Genomic DNA, 15,000 nt, shown 5'->3' with positions numbered 1-15,000 from the left:
GTATTACTGACCTTCTAAACTAGCAGTACGAGCATAAGGCAGACCACTCTCTGATTTATTGACACTAGTTTGCTGCGCATGTTGACGTAAATAACTTGGCAGACGGCGCTCATACCAAGATTCTTGTCCTGTGGCCGCTTGTGCAACAGGTAGTGGTGTATTCGAAGCGTTATGACTTGCCAGAACAACAGGACTCGCAGCTGGGGTCATTGCTGGCAAGCGATGCTCCGTTTGCGTAAGCATAATATCTTGCTGCAATATATCTTGATTATAAAAACGCACACCTCCCAATACCGCCAAGGTTACTGAAGCTGCTACAGCGACACGTCCTAACCAAGAGATCTTTCGCGCTTTTTTTGTCTCTGAAGCTTGCAGTATAGGTTCTTTATCGATAGCGGCCATAATATTGGCAGATAAGTCCACTTGCGCACTGTAATTCTCATTATGCATAACTGCACGTGCAAGGTGGTAACGAGACCAGCTAGCACGCAGCTCTGGATCATGGCTAGCATTCAGCACACGGCGCAGCTCCAGTTCATCTGCCTCATTATCAATAAGTGCTGAGAGCGACTGTTTTAGAATGTCTTGACTCATGTTAGATTCCTCTTTTGGCTTGCGTTGCGCACTACTGGGCGTCTTGCAATAAGGGCCGTAAGGCTTTGTCCACAGCCTCACGTGCTCGAAAAATGCGCGAACGCACTGTACCGACCGGACACTCCATTACCGTTGCAATGTCCTCGTAACTCAGACCATCAAATTCCCGCAAAGTTAGTGCGCGGCGCAAATCATCAGGTAGCTGTTTAATACTCTCTCTGACAGTTTCATCTATTTCATCACGCAGCATTAAGCGCTCGGGGGATGCCATATCTTTTAAGCCGTGATCACCATCATAAAACTCAGCGTCATTCGCATCGACATCGCTGCTGGGCGGGCGACGATTACGTGATACTAAATAGTTTTTTGCGGTATTAATGGCGATACGATAAAGCCAAGTATAAAAGGCACTATCACCACGAAAATTCGCTAGCGCACGATAAGCCTTAATGAATGCTTCTTGAGTCACATCCTGAGCCTCATGAGGGTCATGTACAAAACGCACAACCAAACCTAAGATTCGATGTTGATACTTTAATACTAATAAATCGAAGGCCCGCTTATCACCACCTTGTACTCGCTTCACCAGCTGCTGGTCGTCATCTGGCGTCATGCAAAATCCCTAACGAGCCATCTCGCAACATGATTTCTAATAGCACAATCATTGTGCGCCATAATTTTTCTCCGCAATAAACATATACAGTACCCAGTTGGTGTCGAAAACTAGACCTATCACAACTGTGTTCTGCCCTCACTCTACTGTAACGTTTCCCACTTTTCTGCGTGTTGCTGATTAATATTTATCTATTGAGCTAGCAAGTGCAGTAAAAGTTCCCAGCATTGTCAGTATTATTAAAAAGCAAAGCAGCGCTATACTAGTCGACGTCTTTGCAGTGGATTGTTCTAATGAGCCAATATTACCAGTATGACGTTCTAATTATCGGTAGCGGTGCAGCAGGTTTGACCACTGCCTTGACGCTACCACAACATTTAAGTATTGCCGTATTAAGTAAAGGAAACTTATCCAGTGGATCTACCTACTGGGCTCAAGGCGGTGTTGCCGGAGTCCTTGATGAAACTGATACGATTGAATCCCACGTACAAGACACCCTGGTAGCAGGTGCTGGCTTGTGTAATGAAGATGCGGTGCATTTTACAGTTGAAAACAGCCGCAGTGCCATTGATTGGCTCATTGAGCAAGGCGTTCCCTTTACACGCAATGAGCCAAGCGAATCAACTAACAGTTTATTTGATTATCACTTAACTCGTGAAGGCGGACACAGCCACAGGCGAATTATTCATGCGGCAGATGCTACCGGAGCTGCTATCTTCTCAACTTTATTAGAGCATGCTCGACAACGCGAAAATATTCATCTTATTGAACAACAGGCTGCAATTGACCTGATTACAAGTAAAAAACTGAATCGTGACACTCAAACTGATGCGTGTCTAGGCGCCTATGTGCTTAATAGCGCTACCAATGAAGTGGACACTTATGCAGCACGATTCACTGTTTTAGCAACTGGAGGCGCTGCTAAAGTATATTTATACACTAGCAATCCGGACAGTGCATGCGGCGATGGTGTTGCCATGGCATGGCGTGCAGGTTGCAGTGTTGGCAACATGGAGTTCAATCAGTTTCACCCTACCTGTCTGTATCACCCTGAAGCAAAAAATTTCTTAATTACCGAAGCTTTACGTGGTGAAGGAGCCCATTTAAAACTACCTAATGGTGAGCGCTTTATGTCTCGCTTTGATAGCCGTGAAGAACTCGCACCACGTGATATTGTCGCGCGCGCCATTGACCATGAAATGAAGCGCCTTGGAATAGAATGTGTCTACCTTGATATCAGCCATAAACCGGCAGACTTTATTAAAGAACACTTTCCAACGGTTTACGAACGCTGTTTGTCTTTTGGTTTCGACATCACTCAAGATCCTATTCCCGTGGTGCCCGCAGCACACTACACATGTGGCGGTGTCGCGGTAGATCAACATGGTCACACCGACTTAGCCAATTTGTATGCAGTCGGTGAGACTAGCTTCACAGGTCTACATGGCGCTAATCGAATGGCTAGTAATTCATTGCTTGAATGTTTTGTATATGCACGAGCAGCCGCCAAAGATATAACACTCCTTGACTCACAAGTTCCTTTACCATCCGATTTACCACATTGGGATGCTAGCTTAGTTAGAGACTCAGATGAAGACGTTATTATCACCCATAACTGGGAAGAGTTACGGCGTTTTATGTGGAATTATGTTGGCATCGTGCGTACAAATAAACGTTTACTCAGAGCACTACATCGTGCTCGTTTGTTGGAATATGAAATCAATGAGTTTTATAGTAACTACCGTGTCAGTCGAGACTTGATTGAGTTACGTAACCTTGTTTTAGTGGCAGAATTGATCATTCGCTCAGCTATGAAACGAAAAGAAAGTCGAGGCCTGCATTATACTTTAGACTACCCCAACTTAAGTGATCAGCCTCAGGATACTATTTTGTCACCATTGCCGCGCGCCAACGCTGACGACTAAACCTCAAACGTACCCGCAGGCGACGATGGTCGTCTTGCGGTAAACAATCAGCTGGAAGTACAACTGCTCGATACAGTCGCTGCCCAGCAAAACGATAGCGCAGTAAAATCAATGTTGGAACAGCAATACTATCAGAGCGAAGCTGTATACACCTCCACCCCTGCTGTGCACACCAAAGCTGCCAACCAGTTTCAGTACTATATCGAAGACCTAATCTAAGTTTAGGAGTGGAATAGTGTAGTAAAATAAGCAGGTGTCGCAAGACATGCATGCTCAATAGTAACACTATTCCAAATTTTACCCCCCAATGGCTATTTGCTATAAAGACTGCAAAATAGCCTAGGCTAGAAATCAATAACACGGCCCATGACAGCCTTAAGGAAGGCTGCCAGAAACAGTGCAAATCTTGTTTATTTCGGTTTAGCATGTTCCAAAACTAATTCTACAATGCGCTTTAAGTCCGGATTATCAGGCTCAGAGCGCAGCATGCACCAAGCAAAAATATCTTGATCTTCACAGTCAAGTAAAGCGCGGTAACGTTCACGATCAGCTTCATCCAATTTTAAATACTGTTCTTCAACAAAAGGAACCAGTAGTTGATCTAGCTCCCACATGCCTCGACGGCTGTGCCAATAGAGACGTTTTACTTCGACTTCAGTAGACATGGTGCACTCCAAAAATTAATAGTATTAGTATAAGACAGGTTTAACAAAGACGCATGCGCTGACAAGAGGCTTTAAGCACTCTATGATAGACGCACGCATTATTAACAAGCGAGACAGTCATGACTGGTTGTGCAAGTTTTACAGTATTAAATCACGAAGGCGTTTTAGCCGTACGCGGCGCAGATGCTAAATCTTTCCTCCAAGGACAAGTCACCTGCAACCTTGCCTACATCAACGATGAGCGCAGCAGTTTAGGTGCACGCTGTACGCCAAAGGGACGCATGTTATCAAGTTTCCGTGTACTTTTAGAAAATGATGGCTATTTATTAGCTATGGATAGCAAGATTTTAATCGAACAATTGACAGAGCTGCAAAAATACGCAGTTTTTTCCAAATCGAAACTCACAGATGAAAGTGCGTTATGGAGTCGTTTTGGGCTGTTTAAAGCAGATGATGTTTTAGATACTTTAGGCATTGAGCTGCCAACTGAAATCAATAGCACTGTACACCACAATCAAATGATTGCAGTGCGTGTTTCTACCGACTTAGTAGAGCTATGGTGTAAATCTGATGAAGGCCCCTGCTTACGTAAACGTTTATTAAATCTATTACCGCAAGCCCCGCTTAATACATGGCAACTAGGATTGATTCGCAGTGGTATTGGTCACGTGACTTTACCTGTGCGCGAAAAGCTTATTCCACAAATGCTGAATCTTCCCGCTCTTGACGCCGTTAGTTTTAAAAAAGGTTGTTACACTGGCCAAGAAATCGTTGCGCGAATGCAATACCTGGGTAAGCTGAAGCGTCACATGTACCGTTTTAAATGGGTCGGTAACGAGTTACCTGAAATCGGTGCATCATTACTCTCTCCAGTGCATTCCAGCGCTGTCGGTGAGGTCATCAATGCCGCGGAAACTGAAGGTGGTATTGAACTATTGGCTACAGCGCTAGATGACGCTGTAAATGATGGTCGTATTTATCTAGAAGGCAATGAGAAAAACCTACTTGAGTTGCTAGATTTACCCTATAAACTTGATACTGAACGCGAAATTTTACGCTAAAAACTTATCTCTCATCATCGCACTAAAATGAAGCGCCCTACTGCCAATAGAAGGGCGTTTTTGGTTAGGCTGTACACTTAATATACGTACAAGACGTAGTTTTAATATGCAGCGGCTTCAAGGAATTAGCCGAAACCAACCTCCTCTATATATCTATATGGGTATAGATCTGCTGACTACAAAAGCATATTAGCCTTTCTCTGCTCCTAAATATCTTGAGCATGTCTTCATCACGATCTATTATCAAAATTGCATAAGACTTCGTACTTTTAGTGCAGGGATGGATAGCGAGGGCTGCGTAAGCAGCCCCTTAACAGACTGCTAAAGTCTTTGCAGTATAGGTTGGTACTGGTATTGTATACAGCATAATAAGGCACACCAAAATATTAAAAGTCCGAGCCCGAGTCCGAGACAGGCATGTGCCCCTGCTAAAAAGAGCGTGGTGTGTTTTTGTCTGCTTTTGATATGCATCCCTACACTAAGGGCGCAGGTAAAGAGCTTGGGCTGCACAGTCAAACCTTACAGTGCATTACAGGTGAGTATGTCACACGCCGCAAGCAGTTTAATAAGGTGCGGCTGAACTGGCGCAAATCAGGCGGTGTACGCCGCTCACTGGGCTGGATACCCGTCAATACCGGTGCAGCTCAATGGAAAAACGGGCAGGTCTACCATAATGGCCACTACTTCAAGGTGTGGGACAGCTACGGCCTGAGCCAATATAAATTCCGCTCTGGTAGCTTCAACGAAGATGCCCGTGGCCGCTGGTACTTTAATGTAGTGGTTGATGTGGAGGTTGAGCCAATCAAAGACCAAGACCGTATTGGTATTGAGCTTGGTTTGACCGATACTGCTACCTGTTCGAGTTGTGGCAGCTTGCCCGAATCGAGGCCGAAAGGTATCGCAGGACTTGAAATAAGAGAATGGACGTGCAGTGGGTGTGGTGTCACCCACGATCGCGATATCAACGCGGCACGTAACATTCTCGCGGCCGGGCATGGTCGTCTAGCAGTAGGAATCCCTGTCCTTTAGGTCGGGGAAGATGTCAATCTTTTAAATATTGCTGGAGCAGGACAATGCAAACAGTTTTACAGATCAACTTTCCTTTTAAGGGGCCTTTCGGCCCTGAAATGAGTCAAGCAATGAAAGCATTAGCCGAGTCTATTGCTACAGAACCTGGACTACTCTGGAAAATATGGACAGAAAACGCACAAACTCAAGAAGCTGGCGGCTTATACTTATTTAGCGATGCAGAATCTGCACAAAGTTACTTAAAAATGCACAAAACTCGCTTAACAGCTGCTGGTATTACAGATATTAAGGCCAAGCTATTCAATGTAAATGCTCCCTTAAGTAAAATTTGTAAAGGTCCCATTCAATGAGTACCAGTAAATTAGATCAAATTCTTGCTCATCACTATAAAGAACGTGAAAGCGGTTATCGCCATAAAGCACTGAAAATGTACCCACACATTTGTGGGCGCTGCAGTCGAGAGTTCAGCGGTAAGGGCTTAAGTGAGCTGACAGTACATCACCGCGATCATAATCATGATAACAATCCATCGGATGGTTCGAATTGGGAATTATTGTGCCTGTACTGCCATGACAATGAACACCAGCGTCAAGTTGATCAGCATTATCAAAAAGAAGAACTTGCTGGTAAAAAAAGTCCGCAACAAACTTTTAAAGGGTTGTCCGGCTTAGCTGACTTATTAAAGAAAAAAGATAACCAATAAAGATCAGCGTCATTCTACAGTAAAGTTAATACCCCTAAACTTGAGCATGTGGAAGATGCTTAATAAATTATTATGGAAAAGCCATCAATTTGACTATATAGTCATACCGAGAGCGATTGTTTTGGTAATGCTCCATTAGAAATAACAAAGCATTAAAATTAGCGAATAAGGAATGCTCATATGAAAAAAATTATTGCCAGTATCGTTTTAGCTTCTGCATCTACTGCTGCCCTAGCAAATCCGGCAGGTTGCGGCCTCGGATCAACAGTAATTTTCCCTGATGCCAACGAGTGGCACGAATATGTCTTGGCAGCTACAACCAACGGCACCTCAGGTAACCAAACCTTTGGTATGACCTCAGGTACACTGGGTTGTGAAGCCGCTAATGGACCACTGAGTTCTGCACTCATGTTTATGGATGAAAATATGGATCAACTAGCGGCTGATGCTGCTATTGGTCAAGGTGAAACCCTTGCTGCTCTCGCTGAAGTTATGGGCGTTGAGCCACAAGACACCCCTACTTTTAACCGTGTAATTCAATCCAACTTTGATGCACTATTTAGTACGGAAGCAACTTCTGCCTCTGCATTTGAAGCTATGACAGCTGCCATGGCGCAAGATAAAGACCTGCAGAAGTACTTAGGTTAATATTCTTAACAGAATATCAAGCCCGCTTCGGCGGGCTTCTTTCATTATTGCTGTTGAATAAGGTGTTCAGCATGATTGCACGCTCCTTAGTTGCAGGCGTTATTCTTTTTCCCCCCGCAATCTTTGCTGATAACACGCCTTTACTGTCTCATGAAAAGCTCACAAGCCTTGCTGCTCACCAGCAATGGGCGCATCTTTTACATTATCGTAACCACACATTTACAGGGCGTTATATTAGTCAAAATGATAGTCCAAATTTCTTTCTATCTCCGAATGGTAAAAGCTCACTCACGAATGAGCTAGAAGCAAACTTGCAAGCTTTTATGCAAACCAACTTAGCGGATAATCAATCAGCTCAATGCCGATTCCCTGCCCGTTATTATTGGTTAAAACAGCAATTACCAGAGTTAAATATGCAAGACCAACCGTGCTCTGAGTTCCAAAAGTGGCAACAAGAATTAAATACTGATCACTTAACTTTAATTTTTCCAGCTTCGCATATTAACTCACCCTCATCCATGTATGGTCATACACTCATTCGCTTGGATAAAAAAGATCCACGCAGCAACAAATTGTTAGCACATAGTGTCAACTTTGCTGCTAACCCTGACCCTAATGACAATGAAATTGTTTTTTCTTGGAAAGGTTTAACTGGCGGGTATCCAGGAGTAGTATCGGTATTACCTTACTATGCAAAAACCAATGAGTACTCTCACATGGAGTACCGCGATATTTGGGAGTACAAACTTAATCTAGATAACGTAGAAACCAATCAGTTTGTGCGTCATATCTGGGAAACTAAAGATACGTTTTTCGACTATTTTTTCTTTGACGAAAACTGCTCTTACCGCTTGTTAGCACTACTTGATGCAAGCTCTGAACGCATAGATGTCACCGATGATTTTACTTTTACAGCTTTGCCCGTAGATACAATTCGTGCATTACAACAGCGCGGCTTAATTGGTGAAACGGAGTACCGGCCTTCAGCGGCTAGCGAGATGGAACATAAAAGCCAACAGGCCTCAAAACAAGTGTTGAGCCAAGCTCGGCGACTTGTTGAGCAAACAGAACCGGTGACTACCACCGTGCCAGGGTTAAACCAACAAGACACCCTTCAGGCTTTAGAATTGGCTTATGCTTATGCACGCTACTTGGCTGTCCAGAAAAAACAAGCCAGCCCTGTATTACGTCAGCGCACTTTAGAAATATTATCTGCCCGGGCCAAGTACGCCGAACCAACTGCATTCTCGCCAATTTCTAAACCGAATCATCGAGATGATGAAGGTCATTTAAGCCAACGTTTACAAGCGCAAGCTGGTACGACTTTTTCTGATGAACATAAACATTCAAATAAAGATCGTTTAGGTTTTGTTGATCTGAATTACCGCGCAGCCTTCCATGAGGTAATGGATCCACCACAAGGTTTTGTCCCAGGCTCACAAATTCAAATGGCTAATGTAACTCTACGCTTATGGGAAGGTGGTAAAGCTCGTTTACAGCAACTGCAAGTAGTCGATATTTTATCATTAAGTGAGCAAACCTATTTTCAGCGACCTATTGCATGGTCTGTCAGTGGCGGGTTAGATCGTTTTATTGGTTCAGAAGCTGGACTCTATGGTTATTTACATACTGGCTTTGGAAAGGCCTGGCTCACTCCAGTAGGACGTTTTTATACTTTAGCCCAAGCACATCTAATGGCTGACAACCAATTTGATAAGGGGGCTCAACTCAGTGTTGGCCCTCGTCTTGGTTGGTTATGGCAAGGTGAACAATTTCAAGCGCAACTAGAAGCAAACTGGCAAAGATTTAGTTGGTTAGATAAAACAGAGCGTACAACAATTAAAGCTAAACTAGGTTGGCGTTTAGCAACCAATACACAAATTAAGCTTGAAGCAAGTAGTCAACACTTTAAACTCAGCGATCAAATGAGTGAGCAATATGAGGTTAAACTTGGTCTTAATTGGTATTACTAACACTGTGATAGATAAGATTAAGCGACTGAGCTCAGCATTAAGTGCAAACATCTGTCTAATCTTGAGCATTTCTTTTTTATCTGGATGCACCTCACTTTCAACTTTATTTTTCTATCCACAACGCAGCTTGGTTGCTACCCCTCAAGAAGCCCAACTTGACTATCAGAACGTTTGGCTAAGGGCTACCGATGGTACTCAATTACATGCTTGGTGGATACCTGCTCAAGGTGACGTTACTGACACCCGAACGATGCTGTTATATATACACGGTAACGCAGAAAACATCTCCACCCATAGCCGCAGTATTTATTGGCTCCCCCAACAGGGAGTCAGCGTTTTAGCACTAGACTACCGTGGATTTGGTGCCTCATCAGGTCAAGCCAAACTGCCTGATGTGCTGCAAGATTTAGAAGCCGCAGTGGTTTGGATGAAGCAAGAATACCCTAATAAAGAACTGATGATTTTAGGTCAAAGTATAGGTTCTGCTTTAGCCATAAATTTTGCTGCACAAGCTGCAGACAAGTATCAAGTACAAGGCTTGATTTTAGATGCAAGTTTTACTGGTTTTGCTACAGCTGCACGCAGTGCCATGAGTCAAAGCCTACTCGGATGGTTAGTATGGCCTTTTACAGTCTTAATCCCTAGCCAATGGGATCCAATCAAGCATGTAGACAAGATTGACCTGCCTGTATTATTGATGCACAGTCCAACAGACAATATCATCCCTTACCGGCATGGTAAAAAACTCCATAAGCGATGGCAGCAAGCCTATCCAGAACAACAACTGTGCTGGTTGGATGCTAAAGGTCGTCACGTAATGTCTTATGCCTTCCCTGAGTTAAAACAAGCAACTTTAATATTTATTACACATAAAAACTGCGCGTTCACCCACTCAAAATCTGCCCTTCTCAAGCCTTAAGAGTTTTGGATGAGTAAACATGCGCGTAAAGATGCAGTCTCACCAACGATCATTTAACGCTAAGAGTCTCACTCACTGGGTGGGTGATGTAAAAGTTCAATGCTTCTCTATAGTGGATAAAGGTACTTTTCAGTTTGATCTAAAAATCAAATGTTTTTCCCAGTCATCAGCTGCCACATCTAACTCGCTGACCATGCGTCCAATACGTGAAATGCCTTCAGCGTGTACAGCATCTGCATTACCGCAAACCAAATGATGCCAAGGGAATAAGTCTTTCCCTTCATGGACTAAACGATAAGCGCAGGTCGTTGGCAACCAACGAAAAGCATCTGTTTGATCAGCTGTCAATTGAATACAGTCGGGTACAAAGCTTTTACGTTGGCTGTAATTACTACAGCGAGCAGTATCTAAATCAAGCAACTTACAAGCAATCTTAGTGTAATAAACACCACCATCATCTTCGTCTTCAAGCTTTTGCAAGCAGCATAAGCCACAGCCATCACACAATAACTCCCACTCTTCTTGAGTGAACTCTTCTAAGGTTTTGCGCTTCCAAAACGCTTTAACAACTGCTGCCATTTCTCTACTCTACCTATCGCTAATACCGTGTTTAAATACTTAAATTAAACGGGATGACACTCAATTCGGATACGCGCCTTAATAACAGCTGTACTAAAACGCACCGTTAAGTGTGCCACCCCTTTGGCCATCACTTGCGCCTGACGAGTACGCGGAGTCTCTGGCCCATTGCTAAAACGTGCCTTACAGATAACATTGTGCTCACCAAAATTATGCAAAGACAAGGATGCTGTGTTGTTCCCTAAATCCAATGTTTGTACTTCAATTTCTGTGCCGTTAAGCTGTTGCTGGACCTCAATAGGAAATGCCAAAGCAGCCACTGGCAGTAATAAGCCACCTAAAAATATCAGTGCTCTCATATCATTCTCTTTGGTTAGTGCATCGATACAGTCTACCCTATGGGCAGACTATATCGAGTTATGGATAAGAGAAAGATTAAAAACACTTTTTCAATGAGCTCTAACATTTAATATCAACGATTTTATGGGTCTTCCTTTCCATTAGCGCAACACTTAGTCAGTTATGCAGATATTTAACACCCTCACTTACACCCTTAATAACTTAATGTAGGGAGCAACCATGTTGGTTGCTATTTTAGGCTTGGGCATACTCTTTATAGCCTCATTTAAATTTATGCCTATACTGAACATTAAACAGGAATTATTGAAGCTTGGGCGCTCAAAAAAGGAAGCGCTAGTACCGATGAAGTCAACCCTTTCTCAGCCCCTCCTTGAAAGTGTTGATCACTTTAGTGATTTTAGGCGGTATTCTGCGTATTAGTGCTGCAGTACAAACCGCAGAGCCTTTCCAATGTGCCTGTTTACATTTCAGCTAGTCTTTATATTCTAACCACTTATGCTAGCGCTATTCCTACATGTTTTGTTTTAGTCTGCTTTATGCTGATCACGCTGCTGTGGATGGCTTAGCCGGAGCAGCGATAAATTACTCTTGTGCATTTCGAAGTGGCTCGAAAAATCTTTTATAATGAAGTTGAATTAGGCAGCGCCGGTATTGCATAAGTGACAGGTACTCACAATAATTCGGTGGGGTGAGGCTTAATTGGAATGATCAGTGATTTAGTTGTCTGCACAATAAACGGCTTAGCTATCATTTATTCAGGTGTCAGCAAGCCATGGCCCTACGAAACCGAACGACTTTACTCTTATCAAGCCCCATAGTCATAAAATTGACCAATGAGTATTTTCTCAACGTAAAGCTGCAATAAAAAATCATTAAGTACTGGTAAAACTTAAAGCGGATGCTGGCAAGAGGATTTTACGGTAGCATTCGCCTTTATGATTGTTTTATTCGACTGATTGGAACCCTGCATGATTGACCGTCTTACTTTACTGCGCCCTGACGACTGGCATATTCACCTACGTGATGGCGCGATGCTAAATACTACCGTAGCTGATGCATCACGCACCTTTGCGCGCGCCATTATTATGCCCAACCTGGTCCCGCCCGTACGTAACACAGCCGAAGCCGAGCAATATCGCAAACGTATTTTACATGCACGCCCGACTAACAGCACATTCGAACCTTTGATGGTTCTTTATTTAACAGACCAAACTACGCCTCAAGACATTAAAGCAGCTCAAGCTAGCGGTTTTGTTCATGCAGCCAAGTTATACCCCGCTGGTGCAACTACAAACTCTGATTCTGGTGTAACTCAGTTAGAAGCTATCTATCCTGCTTTAGAAGCTATGAGTGACCTGGGAATGCCACTGCTAGTTCATGGTGAAGTTACTCATTCCGATATAGATATTTTTGATCGTGAAAAACGCTTTATTGACGACCAATTAATTACTTTGGTTGCTCGCTTTCCAAAGTTAAAGATTGTTCTTGAGCATATCACTACTGCTGATGCTGCAGAATTTGTACGTTGTGCAAGCGACCATGTAGCAGCAACTATTACCGCACACCACTTGCTCTACAACCGTAACCACATGTTAGCCGGAGGTATCCGCCCTCACTTTTACTGTTTACCCATCCTTAAGCGAAATATCCATCAAGAGGCTTTGTTAGATGCGGCAACCAGTGGCTCGAATAAGTTTTTCTTAGGTACGGATTCTGCGCCACACGCACAAAGTGCTAAAGAAGTCGCCTGTGGCTGTGCGGGGTGCTATACCGCTTATGCTGCAATTGAGCTTTATGCAGAGGCTTTTGAACAACGCAATGCTCTCGATAAGCTAGAAGGCTTTGCCAGTCATTTCGGGCCTGACTTTTATGGTTTACCAAGAAATACGGAGCATATCACCTTGATTCGTGAACCATGGAAAGCACCGACCACTTTAAAGTTTGGCGAACAACATCTCATACCTCTTCGTGCTGGAGAAGCCATACAGTGGCGCTTACAGGAGGGGCAAGCATGAGTCAAGATATTTCGGATTATGCACGTGATTTTTTAGGCAATGAAAATAACGGCCAAGAAAAAAATGGTAATAACAACGGGTTAAAGACCCCTATGGCGCGTCGTTTTCGTGGTTACTTGCCAGTAGTAATTGATGTAGAAACAGGTGGTTTTAATAGCGCTACTGATGCCCTGCTAGAAATTGCCGCAGTAATTCCAGCAATGGATGATGGCGGATTACTCTATGCTGAACACAGTCTGTTTTACCGCGTGGAACCTTTTACTGGGGCAAATATAGAACAGGCAGCACTGGATTTCACCGGTATCAAACTTGACCATCCATTACGCATGGCTGTATCAGAAGAGCGCGCTTTAGCGGAAATTTTTAAAAGTGTTCGTAAATCTCTAAAAGCCAGTGGTTGTAAACGCGCTATTTTAGTTGGTCATAACAGCCACTTTGATCTAGGCTTTTTAAATGCAGCAGTTGAGCGCTGCGGTATTAAGCGCAACCCTTTCCACCCCTTCTCGAGCTTTGACACTGCAACTTTAGCCGGGCTAGCTTATGGTCAAACAGTGTTAGCCAAAGCCTGTGAAGCCGCGGCTATCAATTTTGACAGTCGTGAAGCACACAGTGCCCGATATGATACTGAAAAAACAGCCGAATTGTTTTTTGCTATTGTAAATCGATGGAAAGAAATGGGGGGATGGGACGATTAAACTAAAGATATTCAAGCCTCTACTAGAGGCTTGAATATTTGGATACTGGCAATAAAAAAGCCGTAAGCATTACAATATGCTTACGGCTTTTTGGTTAGGTTTTTCAATTAAATTGGCGGAGGAGGTGAGATTCGAACTCACGGATAGTCGCCCATCGACGGTTTTCAAGACCGTTGCCTTCAGCCACTCGGCCACTCCTCCGCAATAATGGAGGGCATGATAATGCACTGTTGAAAAAAAATCTAGCCCTACTACCTTAAAATCATCATCGTCACTTAAAGCGCCGCTCAATTCCCTTTTCGACCAAAATTTTCGCAGAAATTTCTTCTACGGAAAAATGCGTCGTATTAATAAAATTGATATTTTCACGCTGGAATAAAGATTCCACTTCCCGCACTTCAAACTCACACTGCGCATAACTGGCATAACGACTATTAGGCTTACGCTCATTACGAATCGCTGCTAAACGATCAGCATCAATGGTTAAGCCAAACAGTTTATCTTGATAGGGTTTCAAAGAAGCTGGAATTCTCAGGTCTTCCATATCATCTTCAGTTAATGGGTAGTTCGCCGCACGAATACCATATTGCATTGCCATATAAAGACACGTTGGAGTTTTTCCACAGCGAGAAACACCTACTAAAATAATATCAGCACTGTCGTAATGCCGAGTACGTCCACCATCATCATTATCTAATGCAAAATGGACCGCCTCAATACGCTCCATATAGTTCGCACTGTGGGTGATCGAGTGTGACTTACCAACGGAATATGACGAACGATCATTGAGCTCCTCTTCCAATGGCGATAAAAAGCTTGAGAAAATATCCACCTTAAATGCGTTGGCAGTAGCTAAAATATCGCGGATTTCAGTATTGACAATGGTATCGAAGACAATTGGTCGCATCTTTTCAGTATCCGCAACCTCATTAATTTGCTGTACCATAGCCTGTGCTTTTTCGACACTATCAATATAAGGTCGAGTTAAACGGCGAAAGTCGATATTATCAAATTGAGCCAGTAAACTTTGCCCTAGCGTTTCGGCAGTAATACCTGTTCCATCTGAAATAAAAAATGCTGTACGTTTCATAATTTGCCAAAAGCCTTAAGTCGTGAAGTTTTCTCAGTTATTATAAGCAGGTTTTTTGCCAGACATATTGTCCGGCGACATTGTGACCCATATTCCCCAAACAAGGCCAATATATTATTAACTGGTCTTTT

17 protein-coding genes and 1 tRNA gene are annotated in these 15,000 nt (G+C 43.3%); 10 read left to right on the top strand and 8 right to left on the bottom strand.

Translation table 11 applies throughout. The annotated features are described in order from the left end of the window. Window positions 1–3 precede the first annotated feature (3 nt). Window positions 4–594, bottom strand: coding sequence for a sigma-E factor negative regulatory protein (locus TOI97_RS05085; protein WP_321553035.1), 591 nt, complete (start codon window positions 592–594; stop codon window positions 4–6). Between the two features lie 31 nt (window positions 595–625). Then, the gene (gene rpoE, locus TOI97_RS05080; protein WP_321553034.1) at window positions 626–1,207 is read right to left on the bottom strand and encodes an RNA polymerase sigma factor RpoE; all 582 of its coding nucleotides are present in this window, start codon (window positions 1,205–1,207) and stop codon (window positions 626–628) included. Window positions 1,208–1,500: 293 nt separating this feature from the next. Between rpoE and nadB the strand changes: the two genes are divergently transcribed. Beyond that, window positions 1,501–3,132, top strand: a complete 1,632-nt coding sequence (nadB, locus tag TOI97_RS05075; RefSeq protein ID WP_321553033.1) for an L-aspartate oxidase — start codon at window positions 1,501–1,503, stop codon at window positions 3,130–3,132. Here the strand turns inward: nadB and TOI97_RS13305 are convergent. Further along, window positions 3,092–3,559, bottom strand: coding sequence for a protein YgfX (locus TOI97_RS13305; protein WP_407651315.1), 468 nt, complete (start codon window positions 3,557–3,559; stop codon window positions 3,092–3,094). The genes nadB and TOI97_RS13305 overlap by 41 nt on opposite strands. Then, complete coding sequence (locus tag TOI97_RS05070; protein ID WP_321553032.1) at window positions 3,543–3,797, bottom strand: FAD assembly factor SdhE; 255 nt, start codon at window positions 3,795–3,797, stop codon at window positions 3,543–3,545. Before TOI97_RS05070 ends, TOI97_RS13305 begins: the two co-directional genes overlap by 17 nt. Before the next feature lie 119 nt (window positions 3,798–3,916). Here TOI97_RS05070 and ygfZ point away from each other — a divergent pair, with 119 nt between their 5' ends. From ygfZ to TOI97_RS05035, 7 genes are all read left to right on the top strand, one after another. Further along, window positions 3,917–4,858: a CAF17-like 4Fe-4S cluster assembly/insertion protein YgfZ gene (gene ygfZ / locus TOI97_RS05065; RefSeq protein ID WP_321553031.1), complete on the top strand. Its 942-nt coding sequence runs from the start codon at window positions 3,917–3,919 to the stop codon at window positions 4,856–4,858. 450 nt (window positions 4,859–5,308) lie between these two features. Further along, window positions 5,309–5,887, top strand: a complete 579-nt coding sequence (locus tag TOI97_RS05060; protein WP_321553030.1) for a zinc ribbon domain-containing protein — start codon at window positions 5,309–5,311, stop codon at window positions 5,885–5,887. 44 nt (window positions 5,888–5,931) lie between these two features. Further along, window positions 5,932–6,237 carry a monooxygenase gene (locus TOI97_RS05055; protein WP_321553029.1) on the top strand — a complete coding sequence of 102 codons (306 nt, stop codon included), beginning with the start codon at window positions 5,932–5,934 and terminating at the stop codon, window positions 6,235–6,237. Further along, window positions 6,234–6,590, top strand: coding sequence for a YajD family HNH nuclease (locus tag TOI97_RS05050; RefSeq protein WP_321553028.1), 357 nt, complete (start codon window positions 6,234–6,236; stop codon window positions 6,588–6,590). The genes TOI97_RS05055 and TOI97_RS05050 overlap by 4 nt, the downstream gene beginning before the upstream one ends. A 180-nt stretch (window positions 6,591–6,770) precedes the next feature. After that, window positions 6,771–7,238 (top strand): DUF3015 family protein, encoded by a 468-nt coding sequence (locus tag TOI97_RS05045; RefSeq protein WP_321553027.1) that lies wholly within the window; start codon window positions 6,771–6,773, stop codon window positions 7,236–7,238. A gap of 71 nt (window positions 7,239–7,309) precedes the next feature. Next, a complete protein-coding gene (locus tag TOI97_RS05040) occupies window positions 7,310–9,211 on the top strand; it encodes an Lnb N-terminal periplasmic domain-containing protein (RefSeq protein ID WP_321553026.1) in 1,902 nt (633 codons plus the stop codon). A gap of 61 nt (window positions 9,212–9,272) precedes the next feature. After that, window positions 9,273–10,130: an alpha/beta hydrolase gene (locus tag TOI97_RS05035; protein ID WP_321553025.1), complete on the top strand. Its 858-nt coding sequence runs from the start codon at window positions 9,273–9,275 to the stop codon at window positions 10,128–10,130. Between the two features lie 129 nt (window positions 10,131–10,259). Here the strand turns inward: TOI97_RS05035 and TOI97_RS05030 are convergent, their stop codons facing one another. Further along, window positions 10,260–10,709: a YcgN family cysteine cluster protein gene (locus TOI97_RS05030; protein ID WP_321553024.1), complete on the bottom strand. Its 450-nt coding sequence runs from the start codon at window positions 10,707–10,709 to the stop codon at window positions 10,260–10,262. Between the two features lie 44 nt (window positions 10,710–10,753). After that, window positions 10,754–11,068, bottom strand: a complete 315-nt coding sequence (locus tag TOI97_RS05025; protein WP_321553023.1) for a 3-phosphoglycerate kinase — start codon at window positions 11,066–11,068, stop codon at window positions 10,754–10,756. A gap of 969 nt (window positions 11,069–12,037) precedes the next feature. Here TOI97_RS05025 and pyrC point away from each other — a divergent pair. Next, window positions 12,038–13,084, top strand: coding sequence for a dihydroorotase (pyrC, locus tag TOI97_RS05020; RefSeq protein WP_321553022.1), 1,047 nt, complete (start codon window positions 12,038–12,040; stop codon window positions 13,082–13,084). A 92-nt stretch (window positions 13,085–13,176) separates the two neighbouring features. Next, a complete protein-coding gene (gene rnt, locus TOI97_RS05015; protein WP_407651319.1) occupies window positions 13,177–13,779 on the top strand; it encodes a ribonuclease T in 603 nt (200 codons plus the stop codon). A gap of 113 nt (window positions 13,780–13,892) precedes the next feature. Here rnt and TOI97_RS05010 read toward each other — a convergent pair. Both TOI97_RS05010 and ppsR read right to left on the bottom strand, forming a co-directional pair. After that, a tRNA-Ser gene (locus TOI97_RS05010) sits at window positions 13,893–13,980 on the bottom strand. 70 nt (window positions 13,981–14,050) lie between these two features. Then, window positions 14,051–14,869 carry a posphoenolpyruvate synthetase regulatory kinase/phosphorylase PpsR gene (gene ppsR, locus TOI97_RS05005; RefSeq protein WP_321553020.1) on the bottom strand — a complete coding sequence of 273 codons (819 nt, stop codon included), beginning with the start codon at window positions 14,867–14,869 and terminating at the stop codon, window positions 14,051–14,053. Between the last annotated feature and the right edge of the window lie 131 nt (window positions 14,870–15,000).

The sequence above is a fragment of the Denitrificimonas halotolerans genome (genome assembly GCF_034259425.1).
Lineage (GTDB): Bacteria > Pseudomonadota > Gammaproteobacteria > Pseudomonadales > Pseudomonadaceae > Denitrificimonas > Denitrificimonas halotolerans.
Note: the sequence above shows the minus strand (reverse complement) of the source record. Positions and strands in the feature narration are given on the sequence as shown.

Bases quoted from the DNA above. Each gene is read 5' to 3' on its own strand.
- TOI97_RS05085 (WP_321553035.1), bottom strand. From the start codon at position 594: ATGAGTCAAGACATTCTAAAACAGTCGCTCTCAGCACTTATTGATAAT.
- rpoE (WP_321553034.1), bottom strand. From the start codon at position 1,207: ATGACGCCAGATGACGACCAGCAGCTGGTGAAGCGAGTACAAGGTGGT.
- nadB (WP_321553033.1), top strand. From the start codon at position 1,501: ATGAGCCAATATTACCAGTATGACGTTCTAATTATCGGTAGCGGTGCA.
- TOI97_RS13305 (WP_407651315.1), bottom strand. From the start codon at position 3,559: ATGCTAAACCGAAATAAACAAGATTTGCACTGTTTCTGGCAGCCTTCC.
- TOI97_RS05070 (WP_321553032.1), bottom strand. From the start codon at position 3,797: ATGTCTACTGAAGTCGAAGTAAAACGTCTCTATTGGCACAGCCGTCGA.
- ygfZ (WP_321553031.1), top strand. From the start codon at position 3,917: ATGACTGGTTGTGCAAGTTTTACAGTATTAAATCACGAAGGCGTTTTA.
- TOI97_RS05055 (WP_321553029.1), top strand. From the start codon at position 5,932: ATGCAAACAGTTTTACAGATCAACTTTCCTTTTAAGGGGCCTTTCGGC.
- TOI97_RS05050 (WP_321553028.1), top strand. From the start codon at position 6,234: ATGAGTACCAGTAAATTAGATCAAATTCTTGCTCATCACTATAAAGAA.
- TOI97_RS05045 (WP_321553027.1), top strand. From the start codon at position 6,771: ATGAAAAAAATTATTGCCAGTATCGTTTTAGCTTCTGCATCTACTGCT.
- TOI97_RS05040 (WP_321553026.1), top strand. From the start codon at position 7,310: ATGATTGCACGCTCCTTAGTTGCAGGCGTTATTCTTTTTCCCCCCGCA.
- TOI97_RS05030 (WP_321553024.1), bottom strand. From the start codon at position 10,709: ATGGCAGCAGTTGTTAAAGCGTTTTGGAAGCGCAAAACCTTAGAAGAG.
- TOI97_RS05025 (WP_321553023.1), bottom strand. From the start codon at position 11,068: ATGAGAGCACTGATATTTTTAGGTGGCTTATTACTGCCAGTGGCTGCT.
- pyrC (WP_321553022.1), top strand. From the start codon at position 12,038: ATGATTGACCGTCTTACTTTACTGCGCCCTGACGACTGGCATATTCAC.
- rnt (WP_407651319.1), top strand. From the start codon at position 13,177: ATGGCGCGTCGTTTTCGTGGTTACTTGCCAGTAGTAATTGATGTAGAA.
- ppsR (WP_321553020.1), bottom strand. From the start codon at position 14,869: ATGAAACGTACAGCATTTTTTATTTCAGATGGAACAGGTATTACTGCC.